The organism is Gardnerella sp. DNF01195, from assembly GCF_049244175.1.
In the GTDB taxonomy this organism is placed as follows: domain Bacteria; phylum Actinomycetota; class Actinomycetes; order Actinomycetales; family Bifidobacteriaceae; genus Bifidobacterium; species Bifidobacterium leopoldii.
The window spans coordinates 820,169-838,723 of record NZ_CP058383.1 but is presented as its reverse complement, the minus strand read 5'-3'; the positions used below and the strand labels follow the sequence as shown (position 1 = coordinate 838,723).

Annotated in this window: 13 protein-coding genes and 1 riboswitch; of the genes, 9 read left to right on the top strand and 4 right to left on the bottom strand. The window is 38.5% G+C overall.

The annotated features are described in order from the left end of the window. Positions 1–101: 101 nt before the first annotated feature. Entirely contained in the window at positions 102–3,632 is a 3,531-nt protein-coding gene (locus HXT43_RS03135; RefSeq protein ID WP_116442688.1) for a UPF0182 family protein, read from the top strand. 100 nt (positions 3,633–3,732) lie between these two features. On the opposite strand, the gene HXT43_RS03130 is transcribed toward HXT43_RS03135, so the two are convergent. Further along, positions 3,733–4,524: an ABC transporter permease gene (locus HXT43_RS03130; protein ID WP_101886008.1), complete on the bottom strand. Its 792-nt coding sequence runs from the start codon at positions 4,522–4,524 to the stop codon at positions 3,733–3,735. Between the two features lie 309 nt (positions 4,525–4,833). Between HXT43_RS03130 and HXT43_RS03125 the strand changes: the two genes are divergently transcribed. From HXT43_RS03125 to mfd, 3 genes are all read left to right on the top strand, one after another. Further along, entirely contained in the window at positions 4,834–5,886 is a 1,053-nt protein-coding gene (locus tag HXT43_RS03125; RefSeq protein WP_004106862.1) for an ABC transporter substrate-binding protein, read from the top strand. Between the two features lie 139 nt (positions 5,887–6,025). Next, the gene (pth, locus tag HXT43_RS03120) at positions 6,026–6,625 is read left to right on the top strand and encodes an aminoacyl-tRNA hydrolase (RefSeq protein WP_064340215.1); all 600 of its coding nucleotides are present in this window, start codon (positions 6,026–6,028) and stop codon (positions 6,623–6,625) included. Further along, positions 6,615–10,223: a transcription-repair coupling factor gene (mfd, locus tag HXT43_RS03115; protein WP_101886009.1), complete on the top strand. Its 3,609-nt coding sequence runs from the start codon at positions 6,615–6,617 to the stop codon at positions 10,221–10,223. The genes pth and mfd overlap by 11 nt, the downstream gene beginning before the upstream one ends. A gap of 80 nt (positions 10,224–10,303) precedes the next feature. On the opposite strand, the gene HXT43_RS03110 is transcribed toward mfd, so the two are convergent. The 3 genes from HXT43_RS03110 to HXT43_RS03100 all read right to left on the bottom strand — a co-directional run bounded on the left by HXT43_RS03110 (position 10,304) and on the right by HXT43_RS03100 (position 13,186). Continuing rightward, the gene (locus HXT43_RS03110) at positions 10,304–11,041 is read right to left on the bottom strand and encodes an ABC transporter ATP-binding protein (protein ID WP_064340217.1); all 738 of its coding nucleotides are present in this window, start codon (positions 11,039–11,041) and stop codon (positions 10,304–10,306) included. A 175-nt stretch (positions 11,042–11,216) separates the two neighbouring features. Then, positions 11,217–12,215 carry an ABC transporter substrate-binding protein gene (locus HXT43_RS03105; RefSeq protein ID WP_101886010.1) on the bottom strand — a complete coding sequence of 333 codons (999 nt, stop codon included), beginning with the start codon at positions 12,213–12,215 and terminating at the stop codon, positions 11,217–11,219. 155 nt (positions 12,216–12,370) lie between these two features. Further along, the gene (locus HXT43_RS03100) at positions 12,371–13,186 is read right to left on the bottom strand and encodes an ABC transporter permease (RefSeq protein WP_064340336.1); all 816 of its coding nucleotides are present in this window, start codon (positions 13,184–13,186) and stop codon (positions 12,371–12,373) included. Continuing rightward, positions 13,176–13,300, bottom strand: a riboswitch (TPP riboswitch). Its footprint overlaps the gene before it by 11 nt. Positions 13,301–13,510: 210 nt before the next feature. Here HXT43_RS03100 and eno point away from each other — a divergent pair. The 5 genes from eno (at position 13,511) to HXT43_RS03075 (ending at position 18,523) form a co-directional block, all read left to right on the top strand. Further along, positions 13,511–14,806 carry a phosphopyruvate hydratase gene (gene eno, locus HXT43_RS03095; protein ID WP_004106847.1) on the top strand — a complete coding sequence of 432 codons (1,296 nt, stop codon included), beginning with the start codon at positions 13,511–13,513 and terminating at the stop codon, positions 14,804–14,806. Positions 14,807–15,003: 197 nt separating this feature from the next. Continuing rightward, positions 15,004–15,918: an L-lactate dehydrogenase gene (locus HXT43_RS03090; protein WP_004106846.1), complete on the top strand. Its 915-nt coding sequence runs from the start codon at positions 15,004–15,006 to the stop codon at positions 15,916–15,918. A gap of 258 nt (positions 15,919–16,176) precedes the next feature. Then, complete coding sequence (gene folK / locus HXT43_RS03085; RefSeq protein ID WP_101886011.1) at positions 16,177–16,677, top strand: 2-amino-4-hydroxy-6-hydroxymethyldihydropteridine diphosphokinase; 501 nt, start codon at positions 16,177–16,179, stop codon at positions 16,675–16,677. Positions 16,678–16,731: 54 nt separating this feature from the next. Beyond that, the gene (folP, locus tag HXT43_RS03080; protein ID WP_101886012.1) at positions 16,732–17,871 is read left to right on the top strand and encodes a dihydropteroate synthase; all 1,140 of its coding nucleotides are present in this window, start codon (positions 16,732–16,734) and stop codon (positions 17,869–17,871) included. Positions 17,872–18,046: 175 nt separating this feature from the next. Further along, entirely contained in the window at positions 18,047–18,523 is a 477-nt protein-coding gene (locus HXT43_RS03075; protein WP_004106839.1) for an FtsB family cell division protein, read from the top strand. The last annotated feature ends 32 nt before the right edge of the window (positions 18,524–18,555 follow it).

Sequence of the window (18,555 nt, the reverse complement as noted above, 5' to 3'; positions counted from 1 at the left end):
CTTTAAGCGCGCTTGCATTAATTTGCGGGCGCGCTTTTTGTAATTAGTTTTGATTACATAATATGTAGAGTGGGAATAATTAATATAGTACTATTAACTTTATGTTGAAACTCATCATAGAAATAATTATTGGCGTTGCATGGGCTGCTTTTGGCGTGTATATGGCTAAAAAACCTAAAAATACTAAGACGCATAAGCGTGCCGATTATACAAGCGACGGAAAGAAAAAGCGCCAACAAGATAACGATTCTACTGATTCTATTGAGCAAGATGTAATTGTAGAAAGCATTGATGAAGATAATAAAAGTGATGATGTTGTTGCTAAAGACGATTCTAAAGAGGATGCTAAAGACGATTCTAATAGTGAAAACAAAGGTAAGACTTTTTCAAAGTTTACAAAAAAAATAGAAGATTGGGCAGACTATTATAGTGATGATGGTGACCTTGGTGACCTCTTTAGTGATTTATTAGAAGCTAAGAAAAAACTAGAGAACAAAGGCGATTTTCCAAAAAATAGCGAAAGTAATAATATCAATAAAAGCGATTATAAGAGCACTGAAAATAAGGAGCATAAGCGTTCTATGAGATTAGAGTTTAATGTAGGTAAATTTATTGGCGGCTCAAGAAGATGGCGGTGGATTCTTGCGATAGTAGTGTTAATCGTTGTGCTTGCTATAGCTGCAATATTTGCTCTCGCAAGGTTCATAACTGATTGCATGTGGTATTCACAGCTAGGCTTTGAAAGCGTTATTTGGATTCAACTTGCAGCAAAAGTAGGCGTTTGGGTGCTTTATGCAATATTAATGTCTGCTTTTGGCTACTTGTCTGCAGCTTTGGCAATAAAAGCGCGTCCAAGCAATGCAGATGGAACTTATATTCGAATTAAAGGCAATGTTATTGATTTAAAGCAGGGAATTAGTTCAAAGCTTGCTTTGCATGTTGCAGGAATTTTTTCATTGATTGTAGGCGCGGTATTTGGATTTAAATTCTACAATCATTGGGCGCAAATTTTGTTAATGTTTAACGCCCAACCTTTTGGCATTAAGGATCCGCAATTTGGAATTGACAATGGGTTTTATGTATTCGTACTACCAGGATTAAGGTTATTTATAAGTGCATTTGTGCTCTTATTGGTAATATCCCTTGTTTTCTCTATTATTACGCATCTTCTTATGGGAGCAATTCGTTTTAGTATGCCTATCGACGGTAAAAGCATATTAAGTATTACAAAACGAGCACGTAGACAAATTTCTGTATGGTTTATGCTTGTGATTTTGTCTTGGGCAGCTCAGCAAATTTTAGACATGTTTGCTGTTGTAACTCTTGACGGTCCTCGTATTACTGGCGGTTCATACACGGATATGAATGCTGGAGTTCCTGGAAGCATAGTTATGGCAGTAATTACAGTGTTAGTTGGTTCTGTTATTGCATTTTGGTTTATGAAATCTCACGCTTTATCTGTAGAAGCACCAATTTCAGTTCGTTTTAAAACTGCTGTAAAAGCTTGGAAAACTCCGACTATTGCTTTAGCTTTTATGATTGTTTGCTCAATTGTTATATCTTTTGCCTGGCCGGCACTTGTGCAGCGATTTAAAGTTGCTCCTAATGCTCAGGAATTGGAAGCTACTTATATTCAGCGTAATATCGATGCTACAAAGTTTGCTTACGGTCTAAATAATGTAAAGAAAGAATCGTATAACGCTACTTCTAAAGGTAAATCAGGTGCATTATCAAAAGAAGCAGAGTCAACTGCGCAAATTCGTTTGTTAGATCCACAAGTTACGTCTCCAACTTTCCGCCAATTGCAGCAATCGAAGCAATACTACACTTTCGCAGATACGCTTTCAGTTGATAAATACGATATTGACGGTGTAAGTCAAGATACAGTTATCGCTGCACGTGAACTCGATTTAGCTGGAAACGATAATCGAAACTGGGTTAATGATCATACAGTTTATACGCATGGCTACGGAATTGTTGCAGCCTACGGAAATAAAGTAACTACAGATGGTCAGCCGCAATTCATGGAGTACGGTATTCCTGCTCAAGGCAAACTTACTAAGTCGCAAAAGTATGAACCACGTATTTACTTCTCTCCGAATGCTCCTGAGTATTCTATCGTTGGATCTCCAAAAGGGACAGCTCCATGGGAGTTTGATTATCCGACTGGTTCTCAAGGTGCATTAACTACTTTTAATGGCAATGGTGGTCCAAGTTTAGGCAATTTCTTCTCTAAACTTTTGCATGCAATTAGGTTTGGGTCTGATCAGATTCTTTTCTCTGATCGTGTGACTTCTGAATCTCAAATTTTGTATGATCGTGATCCTAAGACACGCGTGTCTAAGGTTGCTCCTTACTTAACTTTGGATGGTCGAGTTTATCCTGCAGTAGTAGATGGTCGCGTTAAGTGGATTGTTGATGGCTATACTACTTCTGATTCTTACCCTTATTCTCAGATGACTGATTTTGGTAAGGTAACTCAAGATTCCACAACAACAACTTCTCATTCTATTAAAGGATTGACTAATCAACGCGCAAACTACATCCGTAATTCTGTGAAAGCTACAGTTGATGCTTATGATGGTTCTGTTGATTTGTATGTGTGGGATACGAAAGACCCTGTAATCAAAGCTTGGAGATCAATTTTCCCAGGTCACTATCATGACATTTCTAAGATTTCTGGTGATTTGATGAAGCATTTGCGTTACCCAGAAAGCTTGTTTAAAGTTCAACGTCACTTATTAGCAAAGTATCACGTCGATACCGCAAGTCAATTCTTCTCTGGAGAAGACTTCTGGCAGATTCCTGTTGATCCAACTGAATCTCAAAAAGCACAAAAAGAAGATATTTTGCAACCTCCATACTATTTGACTTTGCAAACTGGAGACGCAAAGAAACCAGTATTTTCGCTTGTCTCTACTTATATTCCAGCTGGTAAAAGTACGCGTGAAATATTGACTGGTTTCTTGTCTGTTGATTCAGATGCGGGGGATACTCCTGGAAAGATTGGTTCAAATTACGGTAAGATTCGTTTGCAAGAATTACCCAAGATATCTAATGTTCCAGGACCTGGCCAAGCTCAGAATAATTTCAACGCTAATGCAAATGTTTCTAAAGAATTGAATTTGCTTGAATCCGGTTCTACTAAAGTTAAACGTGGCAATTTGATTACATTACCTCTTGGTGGAGGACTGGTTTATGTAGAGCCTGTTTATGTGCAATCTAGCGGTTCTACTAGCTATCCTTTGCTTAAGAAGGTGTTAGTTGCGTTTGGAGATCAAGTTGGATTTGCAGATACGTTAGATGAAGCACTTAATCAAGTATTTGGCGGAAACTCGGGTGCTTTGGCTGGTGATGCTTCTAATAATTCTTCTTCAAACAATGCTGCTGAAAGTAATGAATCTAAGGATGCTGATTCTAAAGAAGGTAGCTCTAAGGAAAGTGAGTCTAAGAATTCAGAAAAATCTCATTCTATGAGCCAAAAAGCTAAAGAAGCACTTAAACGTGCAGCTCAAGCGTTAAAAGATTCTGATTCTGCTATGCGATCCGGAAACTGGGAAGCTTACGGAAAGGCGCAAAAAGAGCTGAGCGATGCTATTAATGAAGCAATGAAAGAAGAATCAGGTAAGTAGTAAGTTTTCATTAATATCTCAGTTTGTGAGTTACAAAAGTAGCGAATGTTGCGTTATTTTCGTCACTTTTGTAACTCACATGTGCTGTTTTAATGCAATTTCACAATTGGCTATCTGGGTCATCATCTTCGTCTGCTGAACCAATCATAATTCTTTCACAAACGTTAACAATGCACATAAGAAGCGCAGTAAGAATTATTATTACTATTGTTGCAGAAAAAATAAGTGGTGTTCTAAATGAGTTATAAGCGAATTGAAGCCAAATTCCTAGCCCATCTTTGGCTCCCAAATATTCTGCAGTTGAAGCAGTTCCAAAAACATAAGCTGCACTAATGCGTATGCCACCAAAAATTTGGCGAGCTGCAACCCTTAATTTAACATGCCACAAAGTCCAAGTTCTATTTGCTCCACAAGTTAAAGCAACATCTGTATAAAAACTTGGAACGGCGTCAAGACCTCGTATAGTTTGCACAGCAATAGGGAACATGCTGAAAACCATTACTATTACAATTTTCCCCGATATTTCAAAACCAAACCAAATCAAAAAAATTGGCGCAATAGAAATTAATGGCATAGTTTGCGCTGCGCATAAAAGAGGGAATAAAGCAGATTTAACAAGCTTACAAACATGGAAAATAACACCTAAAAGAATTCCAACTACTATTGCAATAGAAAAACCGATAACTGTTTCTTGTGTTGTAATTAATGCTGCAGGTAATAGAGTTGGCAAAGCGTCAGCTGTTGATTGAACAATTGAAGATGGTGTTGGAATCAAATTTTCCGAAATTTTATAATATTCGCATGCATACTGCCAAAAAACAAGTAAAACTATTACAGAAAATACAGTTGGCAGATATTTAATTAGCATACGTTTAAAACGCGATTGCGTCATGAAAACTCGATTCCTTTCTTTAAATGACTTCGATTGCTGCCCCAATCGAATTATTTAAAACTACAAATAGCACGTACATTCTATTAGAAGCGCACAACTTCTGTGAGTTTAATAGTGTACGAGATTTTTTATTTGTCTATTTAATCATGCATAATCTAAATGTTTCGTGAGTCAATGTGTGGCAAACTGTAGCAGATTGAATCTGCTCAGGGGCATTGAACGGCGCGGGCTAGGCCCTTTGTTACCGTTTTCTGCCGAGTTCGTGTCACTTTCCCAGAAGAACGGTACAAGAAACAAAGTAGGGAACTCATGAATATGCGTATTGTAAAGCGTACTCTTGCGTTTATTCTTTCTGCGTGTTGCGTATTTTCTTTCTCGGCATGTGGATCTGCAAGTAGTAGTAAGAATGCAAATCTTCGTAAAGTGTCGTTTATGCTATTTTGGGCACCGGATACTAATCATATTGGTATTTATGTTGCTAAGCATAAAGGATGGTTTAAAGATGCCGGATTAGATGTCAATATACTTGCTGTTGCTCAGACTGGTTCGGAACATGCAGTTGATAGTGGTGTTGCTGATTTTGCTCTTAGTACTTTGACAAATGCTGCTGATTTTTCAACAAAGGGAGCAAATCTTGAGCAAGTTATGCAAGTTCAGCAAAAGCCAAGTGCTATTTGGTGTTCACTTGCTTCGAACAATAAGATTCATTCTCCAAAAGATTTTGATGGTCGTACTTTTGCAACTTTTGGTTCAGCTGAAGGTGATGCTGTAATTCGTAGGATGATTCAACACGATGGCGGTCAAGGTAAGTTCGACAAAGTGACTGTTGGAACTTCAACTTTTAGAACTCTTGAATCTGGTAAAGCTGATTTTGGTGGCTTCTACGGCACTTGGGAAGGTGTACAGTCTGAAATGTTTGGACCAAAGCTTCGCTGCTTCATGGAGGGCGACTACGGTGTGCCAGGTCAGCCAGATACTATTGGAATAATTGCAAATAAGCGTACTGTAGCTAAAGACCCTAAGCTTGTTCGAGCATTTGTTAAAGCTGCAAAGCGCGGATATGAATATGCTTATGAACATCCTGATGAGGCTTCTGAAATTCTTGTGAAAGAAGCAAAAGATGCTAATCTCGACATAAAGTTTGTTAAGCGTAGCATGAAGATGATTGTTGACGGTCAATATTGGGGCAATCGCGCGGATATTAAAAGCGGAAAATTTGTGTTCGGAACCACTGATGTTAAAGGCGCTCAAGCTTACTTTAACTTCTTAAGTAAGGAAGGTGCTTACACTGATTCTAAAGGCAAAGTAACTCATAAAACTCCGCAAGCAAAAGAATTGTCTACTGACGAATTTTTGAAATAAATAACATAATGACTTGAGTCTTGATAGAATAGGCTGAAGTATATAAGGGCGTATCGAGTAGTTGTGATTTTACGTTCATCTACAATCGATGCGCCCGTTTTGTTGTTTTGCTAAATATTTGAATGGGGAGTGGTCTGCCATGACATCGGATTTTTGGCTTATTGCTGGCTTGGGAAATCCTGGTACAAAATATGAGGGTACTCGACACAACATGGGTTTTATGGTTGCAGACGTTTTGGCACAACGTTGGTCAGTATCTCTTTCGGATCACAAAGGTTTAGCTAAACTTGGCAAAGGTGTTATGAATCTTGATGGTCGCGTAGCAAAGTTTTTCCTTGCCAAACCGTTGACTTTTATGAATGATTCTGGTGCTGCAGTATCTTCTATAAGCTCCTATTATCAAATAGAACCAGATCATATTGTGATAATTCACGATGATATGGATTTAGATTTTGGGCGCATTAAAGTAAAAGCAGGAGGCTCTGCGGGAGGACATAACGGTATTCGTTCTATCGATCGCTCTCTTGGTACTCCTCAATATTCTCGAGTGAGAATGGGTGTTGGTCATGCGCAGCGTGGTGCTCACGCGCACGATAATACCGTCAATTGGGTTCTTGGAGGTTTTGCTGCAGCTCAAAAATCTGATCTTCCAAACTTTTTAGCAGATGGTGCTGATGCTGCAGAGAGTATTATTTTCCATGGATTAGCAGCAACGCAGGAGAAGTTTAATGGCCGCTGATAGCAGGTCTAATATCAAAAACAACAAGAATGATAAGACTGATGATATTTCAGTAATAAGCTTGAGAGATATTCTTAATGATTTATCAACTAAGGATTCACTTTTTAAAGCTTTATCTGAATATGATCTTGATGCGATATCTGATTATTGTTGCGAAAGTGCAAATAAAAATCGTAAAGATTTAGATTCAATAAGTGAAGATTTAACAATTTCTTCTCCTATTGGAATTCGTTCTGCTATTGTTGCTGCATTAGCTAAGAAAAAGCCAGTTGTTGTTATTGTTCCATCGAGTAGAGATGCTGAAGATTTTATTGCGTCTGTGCGTGATTGGTACGATGGTGATGCTCAAGACGTTGCTAAATTAGAAGCTTGGGAAACGTTACCTCATGAAAGGCTTTCGCCTAGGGCAGATACTGTTGCTAGCAGGATTGCAGTGTTTCGTAGGCTTTGTCATCCTGAAAATAACACATCACTTTTTGGTCCGATTCGCGTGTTGGTTATGCCTGTGCGATCGCTTATTCAGCCTGTAGTTGAAGGCATTGGTGATATAGATCCTCTGTTATTTGAGTGCGGAAAAGAATTAACTCTTGAATATGCTGTGAAACGTTTGGTAGAAAACGCATATACTCGTGTTGATTTGGTGATGGAACGTGGAGAGTTTGCTGTTCGTGGTGGAATTATTGACGTTTTTGCGCCAACAATGACGCATCCTGTGAGAATTGAATTTTTTGGTGATGAAATTGATACTATAAAGCAATTTCATGCTTCTGATCAGCGTACTTATGGCAATAATATTGCAAGTATTTGGGCTACGCCTTGTCGTGAGCTTCAGATTACAGAAAAAATTTGCAAGCGCGCGCGTTCTCTTATTGGTGCAATTCCAAATGCTGACGATATGCTTGAATCAATCGCAAATTCTATACCAGTAGAAGGTATGGAGTCTTTGTTGCCTGCACTAGTGGATCGCATGGAATCAGTGCAAAATATGCTTCCGAAGGAATCTGTTATTATTCTATCTGATCCTGAAAAATGCCGTAGAGCTGCAGATGACGTAACTGCTACAGCTAACGAATTCTTAGCGGCTAGTTGGCATGTTGCTGCTTCTGGACACGGTTCTGGAGCTCCAATAACATTCGATCAAGCTAATTTCTTGGATTTTGATGAAACGATTTCATCGTTAGAATTGTCTAATCATGATATATGGAAATTAACATCTTTTGGTGTTGACAATCAAATTTATGGAAATATTGCTTTGCCAGCATCGGCGCCACAAGAGTTTCGAGGAGATGAATCGAAAGTTTCTGTTGGTATCACTTCTCTTGTCGACAATGGTTTTGCTGTAACTATTGCATCTGCGGCTTCTGGTACTCTTGCACGCTTGAGACGCGCTATATATGCGACTGGTGTACATGAATTTACTACAGTGCGCTCAAGTATTTCGGATGGCTTTATCGATAATGTTGCGCGTATCGCGATTCTTACAGAGCGTGATCTGACAGGTAAATCTTCTGCATCAGCTCAACTAAAAACTCCAAAACGCAGGCGCAAAGCAATCGACCTAATGGAACTAAAGCCTGGTGATTTCGTTGTGCACGAGCAGCATGGTATTGGACGTTTTGTTGGTATGAAACAACGTAATATTGCTGTTTCGGGTGGTAGTGCAACTCGCGAATATTTAGTAATTGAATATGCTCCTAGCAAACGTAATGCTCCTAACGATAAGCTGTTTATTCCAACAGATCAGCTTGATTTAGTTAGTAAATATATTGGTGCAGAAATACCAAAGCTTAACAAGCTCGGCGGTTCCGACTGGGCTCAAACTAAAGCAAAAGCTAAAAAGCATGTTCATGAAATTGCTGAAAATCTTATTAAACTTTATTCAGCAAGGCAGCAATCTCGCGGATTCGCATTTAGTAAAGATACACCTTGGCAAAAAGAGTTGGAAGACGCATTTCCTTATCAAGAAACTGCTGATCAGCTTACAACTATTGACGAAGTAAAAGCAGATATGGAAAAGCCAATACCAATGGATCGCTTAATTTGTGGAGATGTTGGTTTTGGTAAAACTGAAATTGCGTTACGTGCAGCTTTCAAAGCTGTGCAAGATTCTAAGCAAGTTGTTGTTTTAGTTCCAACGACTTTGCTTGTTCAACAGCATTACGAGACTTTTACAAATCGATTTGAAGGCTTTCCTGTAAAAGTTGCTGCAATGAGTAGATTCCAAACTTCTAAAGAGATTGAAGAAACTTTAGCTGGATTGCAAGATGGAAGCATTGACGTTGTTATTGGAACGCATAAGCTTTTGAATCCTAGTATAAAGTTCAAAGATTTAGGTTTGGTTATTATTGACGAAGAGCAGCGTTTTGGTGTGGAACATAAGGAAACGCTCAAAGCTTTGCGCACAAACGTTGACGTATTAAGTCTTTCGGCAACGCCAATTCCTAGAACTCTTGAAATGGCTGTAACTGGTATCCGTGAAATGTCTACTCTCGCAACTCCTCCAGAAGATAGGCTTCCAGTGCTTACATACGTTGGTGCGTATGATAATTCTCAAGTTGCTGCGTGTATTAAGCGCGAATTGTTGCGTGGGGGTCAAGTTTTTTACGTCCATAATCGTGTTGAAGATATTAGTTCTGTTGCAAGTAAGATTCAGGAGCTTGTGCCAGATGTCCGTGTTGCTATTGCTCATGGAAAAATGGGCGAGAAGCAGCTCGATGCTGTTATTCGTGATTTTTGGCATAGAGATATTGATGTGCTTGTTTGTACAACGATTATTGAAACAGGTCTTGATATTTCTAATGCGAATACACTTATTGTCGACCACGCAGATAGATTCGGTTTAAGCCAGTTGCATCAGTTGCGCGGTCGAGTAGGTAGAGGTCATGAGCGTGCTTACGCTTACTTCTTGTATGATCCTTCAAAGCCTATGACGCAACAATCTCACGATAGACTCTCAACAATTGCTCAGCATACTGCACTTGGTTCTGGTTTTGATGTTGCGATGAAAGATTTGGAATTGCGCGGAACTGGAAATTTGCTTGGAGATGAGCAAAGTGGCCACATTGAGGGTGTTGGATTTGATTTGTATGTTCGTATGGTTTCTGAAGCTGTTGAAAAATATAAGGAACCTGAAAGAGTTGAGCCTGTTTGTGTAACTATTGATCTTCCTGTTGAGGCTTCTCTTCCAGTTGATTATATTGCTTCTGACAAGCTTCGTTTGGAAGCGTACCGGAAGCTTGCTGCTGCTAAGGATAATAGTGATTTGCGAGAACTTCACGATGAGCTTCTTGATCGCTTTGGTAATCCGCCTGAAGAGTTTGAGTCTTTGTGTGATGTTGCTCGTTTGCGTTTTAAAGCACGCGAGATTGGTATTACGCAAATCAGCTCTCAAGGAAAATCAGTGCGAGTTGTTGGCGTCGATCCAAAAGAGTCTGTGATGATGCGTTTGAAGCGTATTTATAGAGGATTGCAGTATCGTCCTCTTACTCATATGCTTATTGTTCCAGCTCCTTTTGAATCTTCACTCGGGTCTGGTTCAATGAATGAGCATGAAATACTCTCCTGGGTGCGTCAGCTTCTTGATGACGTCGCTTGGTAAATTTTCTTGTGTTTATTTTATAAATAAAGGCGGCCGCTATTTTGCAGTCGCCTTTATCAATTATTTTTTTTTTCGCGTTCTTACTGTAACGCTTCTCTAAGCTCGTCTTCTATTTCAACGTGATTATTTGGACGCTTTTGTGCATCAAGTTGGCTTCGATCAATATTCCAGTTTTTCTCAATGATTCCGTCTTTAATCATAAGAATTCTGTCAGAAAGTCTTACTGCTTCAGAAATATCATGCGTGACCATTATTGTGGTCCAGCCATGTTTCTGTCTTAGATTATCAAGCAAATCTTGCATGTCTAAACGAGTTAAAGCATCTAATGCGCCGAAAGGCTCGTCTAAAAGTAGTAATTCAGGATTATGAACTAAAGCTCTAGCTAATGAGACTCGTTGTGCTTGACCACCTGAAAGTTCTGATGGCCATTTTGACCCGCAATTATTAAGTTGCATATCGTTAAGAGCTTTTTCTGCAATAGATTTTAGTTCTGATTTGTTTCCTTGCATGCCGAAAACTACGTTCTTACTTACTGTTATCCATGGTATTAATCTTGCGTCTTGGAAACCTATTGCTTGATGTTGTGTGACGTTTATTGTTCCAGAATCAGGTTTGATTAATCCTGAAATAACTTTAAGAAGAGTGGTTTTTCCGCATCCTGAGCGTCCTATTAGAGATACGAATTCGCCTTTTTTAATATTTAGATTTATATCTCGTAATATTTTAGCGTTATTTTTAAAAGTCACACCAATATGTTCTAGAGTAACGCAGTAAGAGTTATCTTTAGTCTCATAGTTTTCTTCTATTTGAGTGTTCATATTTACTCCTACTGCGTTGCTCTAAATCATGTTTATATAATATTTATATAACTTTGTTATACAAGCATGTTATATAACTTTGTTTTAATTTTGATTAATCAGTTATATATTATTTTATTTTGATATTTAATTTTTTGTTTTTACTGATATGTGTTTTATAGATATATGGATTAATTTACTTCGTGCAATCCATTACAGAATCTTTCAAATTCTTTGGAGCTTGCTTAATTAAACCATATTTCACGTATTCCTTAGCTTGAGTTTCCATCATTTTCAAACCTTTTTCATCGATTGGACGAATAGTTGGATTGTCAAACTTTTCAATTTGCTTAATAATAGTTTCGCTTGCTCCAAGCTGCTTGTAAGCGTTTCCAATAACATTGTTTTCTTTATGAGACTTTTCTGCTTCGCGAACAAGTGCCTTGTACATCTTCTTAACAAGATCTGGATGCTTTTGGGCAAAGCTCTTAGAAACAATGTGAATAGTAACATTCATATTGCCGTACTTTTTAGCATTTACAAGCAATTTTGCGCCTGGAGTTGTCATTGCTGCAGCAAGATTCTGATCGAATGAGGAAATTGCATCAATCTGTCCAGAAGTAAATGCTGCCTGGAAGTTCTTAGGGCTCATCTCAACTTTGTTAACTTTAGAAACGTCTAAACCGCTTTTATCAAATGCGCGGTGAAGCATGTAGTCGCCAGTGTCACCGTTATGAATAATAGCAACTTTCTTTCCGTATAAGTCTTTTAGTGTTTTTACGCCGCTTTTTGCGGATGCAACGATTCCTTGAGAATCACCATTGTAATATTCGAGCGCAAAAGCTACCCATGGTTGTCCTTCAGCAATCAAATCAATGAAGCGTCCAGTTCCGGTAGTTGTAGCATCTGCATTTCCGCTCATAACAGCAGTAAGACCGTCAACTGGAGTGTAAGGACCAGTGTAAACTACTTTAGATTTGCCAAATTCGTCTTGAAGGAATTTCTCATTTTTCAAAGTAGTTAAATAATTTGCTGTTGAAAGATAAGCAACTCTCATAGTTCCAGCGTCTTCTTTTGAAGAAGCGCTTAATGATTTTTGTGAGCTTCCGCAAGCTGCGAGAGATACAGTTGTGCAAACAGCGCAGATTAATGCAATAATGCTCTTTTTAGAAAATCGCATTTTTAAATTAGCCATGATATATAGTTCCTTTTGTTTGTTGTTTTATTTATCTGTTGTTTGTTTGGTTGTTATTATTTGGTTGTTGATTCTAAATATTGACTAATTCTTAAAAAGCAATTTAATGCATTTTAAAAAGTAGTTAACTTTAGAAAAATGTTGATATTACTAGATTATTGGCGTGATTTTCTATCTAATCTGCGCTCAGGTATAAGAAGATACTCTAATATGTTTGCAGTAAGCTCAGATCCAAGACCTGCAATTGCGTACATAATAACGCATGCCATCATTTGATCTGGCCTAAAGAATTCTTGCGCTCTTGAAAGAATGTATCCAATTCCAATAGAAGAATTAACTGTTTCGCAAGTCACTAATGCAACCCATGCTACAGATATTGCAAATCGCAAACCTGTCATAAAACTTGGAAGTGTACCGCGAAGCAAAATAGATATAAAAATAGTAGATTTTTTAACGTGATAAACCTGCGCTAATTCGAGAAGTTTCGGATCAATATTACGCACTCCGTCGCGAATATTAACGTACATAGGTCCAAAAACGCCAACAGCTATAAGCGCTATTTTCATCGTTTCATCTATTCCGAGGAAAATTATTAATATTGGAGCTAAAGCCGGGAATGGAATTGACCTCAACATGTGGCTTGGTTTATCAACTACAATATTGCCAAGCTTACTGCCTCCCGCAAGTATGCCTGCAGGAACAGCAAAAATAATTCCTAACAAAAGTCCTAAAAGAACTCGTAAAATACTTATTCCTAAGGATTTTAACAATATGCCTTCGTTGTTTAAATCAATAAAAGCTTGTATTACTTCATATGGGGACGGCAAAGAACGGTCTTCGATTGGAGAAAGAGTTGTAAAAAACCACAAAACCAAAATGAGGATAGTTGAAATCCACACTTTGAAAGAAGATACCGCTTTAAATGCAATCTTCAATATGTTTTTCGCTTTATTAGGCGAACTGTAAGTCATGCGACAATCCCTTCGATAGTTTTAGCTATATCAGGTTCAACGAGTGTATTCTCAGCGCAACACTGTATGTATTGTTGTTTGGCACGATGTAGTTGCGCACCCCGTGTCTGTGGTCATTATCTCCCAAGGGTATGGACATGTATATTTGAAATCGATATTTATAAACGATATTGCTTAAAAATATACAATTGGCTCATATGACTCGAATTAAATCAAAATATTGTGAACGTTCACGGCATAAATACGCTGGTACTCAATATAACGTCCATAAAACGCACTAATCTTGGAAGAGTCATCACAACCCATAGGTATAAAGGAGTAGTTGTGGCAGCTATTGAAAGCGTATATGCACGCGAAATTTTGGATTCTCGTGGAAATCCTACTGTTCAGGTTTATTTGGAGACCGAAGATGGCGCTCAGGGTATTGGTTTAGTGCCTTCTGGTGCTTCTACTGGTGAGGCTGAAGCTTGGGAACGTCGCGATGGCGACAAGTCCCGTTATCAAGGCAAGGGCACGTTGGAAGCTGTTAAGGCTGTCAACGAGGTAATCGCACCTAAGGTTATTGGCATGGATGCCACCGATCAGCGCGCTCTTGATGAGACGATGATTGAGCTTGATGGCACGCCAAACAAGGGCAAGCTTGGTGCTAACGCAATTCTCGGCGTTTCCCTCGCTGCTCTCTACGCTGCTGCCGAGTCTGCTCAGCTTCCGTTGTACCGCTACATTGGCGGCACCAATGGTCACATTCTTCCAGTTCCAAACATGAACATCATGAACGGTGGTGCTCACGCTGATTTCGCAACCGATATTCAGGAGTACATGATTTCTCCTTACGGTTTCGCGACCTACAGCGATGCTTTGCGCGCTGGTGTTGAGGTTTATCACACCTTGAAGAATGTTTTGAAGAAGGAAGGCTTGGCTACTGGTCTTGGTGACGAAGGTGGCTTCGCTCCAAAGATGAAGTCCAACGAGGATTCCTTGAAGTACATCATGGATGCAATCGAAGCCGCTGGCTACGAGCCAGGCAAGCAGATTGGTATTTCTCTTGACGTTGCTTCTTCTGAGTTCTACAACAAGGAAACTGGTAAGTATCGTTTCGATGGCGAAGAGCGCGAATCTGCTTACATGCTCGATTACTACGAGAAGCTCATTAACGAGTATCCAATCGTTTCCATCGAAGATCCATTCCAGGAAGAAGGCTGGGATGATTGGGCAGAAATCACCAAGCGTCTTGGTGATCGTTTGCAGTTCGTTGGCGATGACTTGCTCGTCACCAATCCAAAGCGTTTGGCTAAGGGTATTGAGCTTGGTGCAGCTAACTCCTTGCTCGTGAAGTTGAACCAGATTGGTTCCGTTACCGAAACCCTCGACGCTATTGAGCTTGCAACTAAGAACGGCTTCACTTCTATGGTTTCCCATCGTTCTGGTGAAACCCCAGATACCACCATTTCTGATCTTGCTGTTGCTAAGAACACCGGCCAAATCAAGACTGGTGCTCCTGCTCGTGGCGAGCGTATTGCTAAGTACAACCGCTTGCTTGAGATTGAGGAAGAGCTTGGTTCTACCGCTCAGTATGCTGGTTACAGCGCATTCAAGGCTTGCAAGAAGTATATGAAGTAACTTTTAGTTTTAAGTAACTTAGTGGCTTCTTGAGTCTTTGAGTTTTAACGGTCAGTCGTGTTTACGGCTGACCGTTTTTTATTAAATATTTTTGAAAAAATCACAACACGCAAAAAATTTTTCTTAAATTTACTTTCATTCTCCGCATAATGGTGATATTTTTGTGAGAAAATCGAAACAGAAGGAGATGTTTCATTATGCGAAAAGTAGCAGTTATTGGTATGGGAAATGTTGGCGCAGCTGTTGCTCATCAGCTTGTTGTTGGTGGTTACGCCGACGAGCTGTACTTATATGACAAGAATGAGGCTAAGGTTAAGGCTGATGCATTGGATTTTGAGGATTCAATGGACAATTTGCCTTTTAATGTAAACATTACTGTCAATGATTACGATGCTTTGAAAGATGTTGAAGTTATCGTAAGCGCTATGGGCAATATTAAGCTTTTAGACGTCCCAAATCCTGATCGTTTCGCAGAACTTAAACATAATCGTGTTCAAGTTGAAGAAGTTGGCGCAAAGATTAAAGCTTCTGGCTTCCATGGTGTTCTAATCGATATTACGAATCCTTGCGACGCTATTTGCCAGCTTTATAAAGAAACAACTGGTCTCCCTTATGAAAAAGTTATTGGCACTGGAACATTGCTTGATTCTGCACGTCTTCATCGCGCTGTTGGTAAATTCTTCGGAGTGCATCCAAAAGCCGTGAAGGGCTATAGCTTGGGTGAACATGGTGATTCACAGTTCGTCGCATGGTCCACAGTTAAGGTTCTTGAACAGCCGATTGTTGAGTTTGCAAAAGAAAAGAACATTGATTTAGATGCTGTCGATGAAGAAACTCGTCAAGGCGGCTTCACTGTGTTCTACGGAAAGAAGTATACAAATTACGGTATTGCTGCTGCTGCAGTTCGTTTGGTCCATGCTGTTCTTTCGGATTCGAAGGAGCAAATGCCTGTTTCGAACTATCGAGAGGAATACCATTCTTATCTTTCTTACCCAGCAATCGTTGGTCGCGAAGGTATTGTGAAGCAGTGCCAACTTGACTTGACTGAAGAAGAGTTGCAAAAGTTGCAGCATTCTGCAGATACAATTTTGAGTAAAGCTCAAGCAAAATAGACAAGTCAAAAATAAAATAACTAAAAATACTACTTTTGAATCTAAAATATTTTTACAGATTTTAGACAAAAGCGTATTGAAAAATGTCGTTGTAGGTTTAATTGCTCATAAAGAGTGTTGAATTTACAGCGACATTTTTGTTATAAGAATTTTTGATATTAGCTTATTTATTATTTGAATTTATAAAGTTGGCTAGTCTTAACTGTTCATGATATATACTTTTAACTATAAATTGAATTATTTTTTGGGGGTGGAAATATGATTTCTAGTGCATACATAAGTGTTGGAAGCAATATAGGTGATAGATTACTTAATTTGCGCCAAGCTGTTTCGCTATTGAAGCAAAATTCGCATATAAGCAATATTATCGTTTCTTCAGTGTATGAAACTGAACCAGTTGGTGACGTAGTGCAAGACAGTTTTTATAACATTGCTTTACGCTTGGACACTGATTTAACAGCTTTTGAATTGCTTGATTTTATTCATGATATTGAACAGCGTCTTCACAGAAAGCGCATAGTTCGTTGGGGTCCTCGAACAATCGATTTAGACATTATTGATTTTGGTGGTCAAACTATAAAAAGTGAAAATCTTACGATTCCGCACAAAGAAAGAGATAATCGCAGATTTGTATTAGTTCCTTTGCTTGAAATAAGCGAAGACGATGCAAATTATCATGAGCTCATCCAAGATAAGCTTAATAAAACTAGCGACACTAATTGGATTAATATTATTGAAAGTAGCGAAGTTTTTAATTAGTTTGGAATATAAATTTACTTTTTAAATATGAGGTTTTAGAAAGAAAGAATACAAATGCGAATTATTGAAAGCAATTTGGAGAATGCATCTTCTAAAAATATTGCAGATATAGCGTTACTGCAGGATCTTTGTGTAAATCAAAAAATTTTATGCACGTGGGAAAATATTAGCGAAAACGATTTAAGCAAAGTAGCTGATTTTCTCGATCATTTTGATACAGCTATCAAAGTTTCCGAGTCTTCTATTGACTTCATTTTGCCGCTTATTGCTCTTAAACCTTTTATGCAAGAATGCGAAAAAGCATGGTACGAAGATCAAGAATTACTTTCAAGTTTGCGCTCGCTATTAAAGCAAAAAGCAATTGTGTGGAATGCAGGTCGATTCTGCTTTGATACACTTGACAAGCCTATAGTTTACGCGATTTTGAATATTACTCCTGACTCATTCTATGATGGCGGCAAGTACCAAAGTGAGGACGAAGTAAATAGCCATATTAAAGAAATAGTTGAAGCTGGTGCTGATGTTATAGAAGTAGGCGGTCAAACTACAAAACCTGGTGGTTATTTAGAAATTACTCCAGAAGAGGAAATAAGGCGCGTTATACCTGCTATTAAGTATATTCACAAAAATTATCCTCAAATTGCTGTAGCAGTAGATACTTACAAGTTACCTGTAATGGAGGCTGCAATTGAAGCTGGCGTAGATATTGTAAATGATGTTCGTGCGTTTGATTCTCCAGAAAAAGTAAAGCTTATGGCAGATTCTAACGTTGGATTAGTAACAATGCATAGCAATAGAGATACAGAATATGACAATTTAACAAAGGTTATGTGTCAATTCTTTAGCGATAATTTAAAAATGCTTGTTGATGGAGGAGTTGACTTAAATAGGATTATTCTTGATCAAGGAATTGGCTATGCAAAGGTTGCTGATGGTGAACAAGATTATGCAATGATGCGCAATATTAATCAATTGCATCGTTTTGGTCGACCAATATTGGTTGCGATTTCTAGAAAAGGTTTTGGTAAGAAGCTTTTTAATTTAGATAAAGAAGATCGTTTGCCAGTTACTTTAGTTGCAGAAACAGCGATGTTTATGGCTGGTGGACGTGTAATACGTGCTCATGATATTGCAGAAACAAAGCAATTAGTTGAAATGATTGATGTTATTAATAGAAATTACTGGTTTAAGTAGAAAAATTTGAATATTTTTTTGCAGTTTTGTTCGTCAGTTTTTTTTTAATTTTAATAACGAATAAATGTAGAGTGACTGTAAATGTGGTACAACAGCATTTTGCATCTAAAGCACGTAAGATATTAGCGGAATACATGATGTTTTCACGTCGAATACATCGAGTAATTTAGAGAGTATGGTTATGAAAAAGCGTCGTAAAACGGCATTAGGTGAGGATGTAGTATCACCATTGCAACAGCGTCGACTACTTTCAGGACCGCTCGTGTTTTTATTTATGGTTTTTGTAGTTACCGTTGGTTCAATTGAATGCATTTCAACAGTTAGAAATTATGCGTTAAGCTTGTCGGAGCTTCATGCACTTCAGCGTGAAGAAAGTGATTTACGTGAACAAAAGCGTACGTTGGATAATAATATTGACCGATGGAAAGACAAAGCATACGTTACCGCTCAAGCTAGAGATCGCCTCGGCTTTATTTTTCCTGGTGAGCAGGCTGTTCGTGTAGAGCATCCTGAGGCAGTAACTGGAAAAGTTCCGAATGAATTTGCTCAAGAAAATAGCGAAACTAAGACTCATTCAGTCTTGCCTTGGTATAGTGACTTAATGTATGCAATACATAAAGCAGACAAACCAGATACTGTGCCATCCTTATAACACATAAACTGATAAAATATATAAACTGATAA

Excerpts from the sequence above, each read along its gene's own strand:
- HXT43_RS03135 (WP_116442688.1), top strand. The coding sequence starts at position 102 with ATGTTGAAACTCATCATAGAAATAATTATTGGCGTTGCATGGGCTGCT.
- HXT43_RS03130 (WP_101886008.1), bottom strand. The coding sequence starts at position 4,524 with ATGACGCAATCGCGTTTTAAACGTATGCTAATTAAATATCTGCCAACT.
- HXT43_RS03125 (WP_004106862.1), top strand. The coding sequence starts at position 4,834 with ATGAATATGCGTATTGTAAAGCGTACTCTTGCGTTTATTCTTTCTGCG.
- pth (WP_064340215.1), top strand. The coding sequence starts at position 6,026 with ATGACATCGGATTTTTGGCTTATTGCTGGCTTGGGAAATCCTGGTACA.
- mfd (WP_101886009.1), top strand. The coding sequence starts at position 6,615 with ATGGCCGCTGATAGCAGGTCTAATATCAAAAACAACAAGAATGATAAG.
- HXT43_RS03110 (WP_064340217.1), bottom strand. The coding sequence starts at position 11,041 with ATGAACACTCAAATAGAAGAAAACTATGAGACTAAAGATAACTCTTAC.
- HXT43_RS03105 (WP_101886010.1), bottom strand. The coding sequence starts at position 12,215 with ATGGCTAATTTAAAAATGCGATTTTCTAAAAAGAGCATTATTGCATTA.
- HXT43_RS03100 (WP_064340336.1), bottom strand. The coding sequence starts at position 13,186 with ATGACTTACAGTTCGCCTAATAAAGCGAAAAACATATTGAAGATTGCA.
- HXT43_RS03090 (WP_004106846.1), top strand. The coding sequence starts at position 15,004 with ATGCGAAAAGTAGCAGTTATTGGTATGGGAAATGTTGGCGCAGCTGTT.
- folK (WP_101886011.1), top strand. The coding sequence starts at position 16,177 with ATGATTTCTAGTGCATACATAAGTGTTGGAAGCAATATAGGTGATAGA.
- folP (WP_101886012.1), top strand. The coding sequence starts at position 16,732 with ATGCGAATTATTGAAAGCAATTTGGAGAATGCATCTTCTAAAAATATT.
- HXT43_RS03075 (WP_004106839.1), top strand. The coding sequence starts at position 18,047 with ATGGTTATGAAAAAGCGTCGTAAAACGGCATTAGGTGAGGATGTAGTA.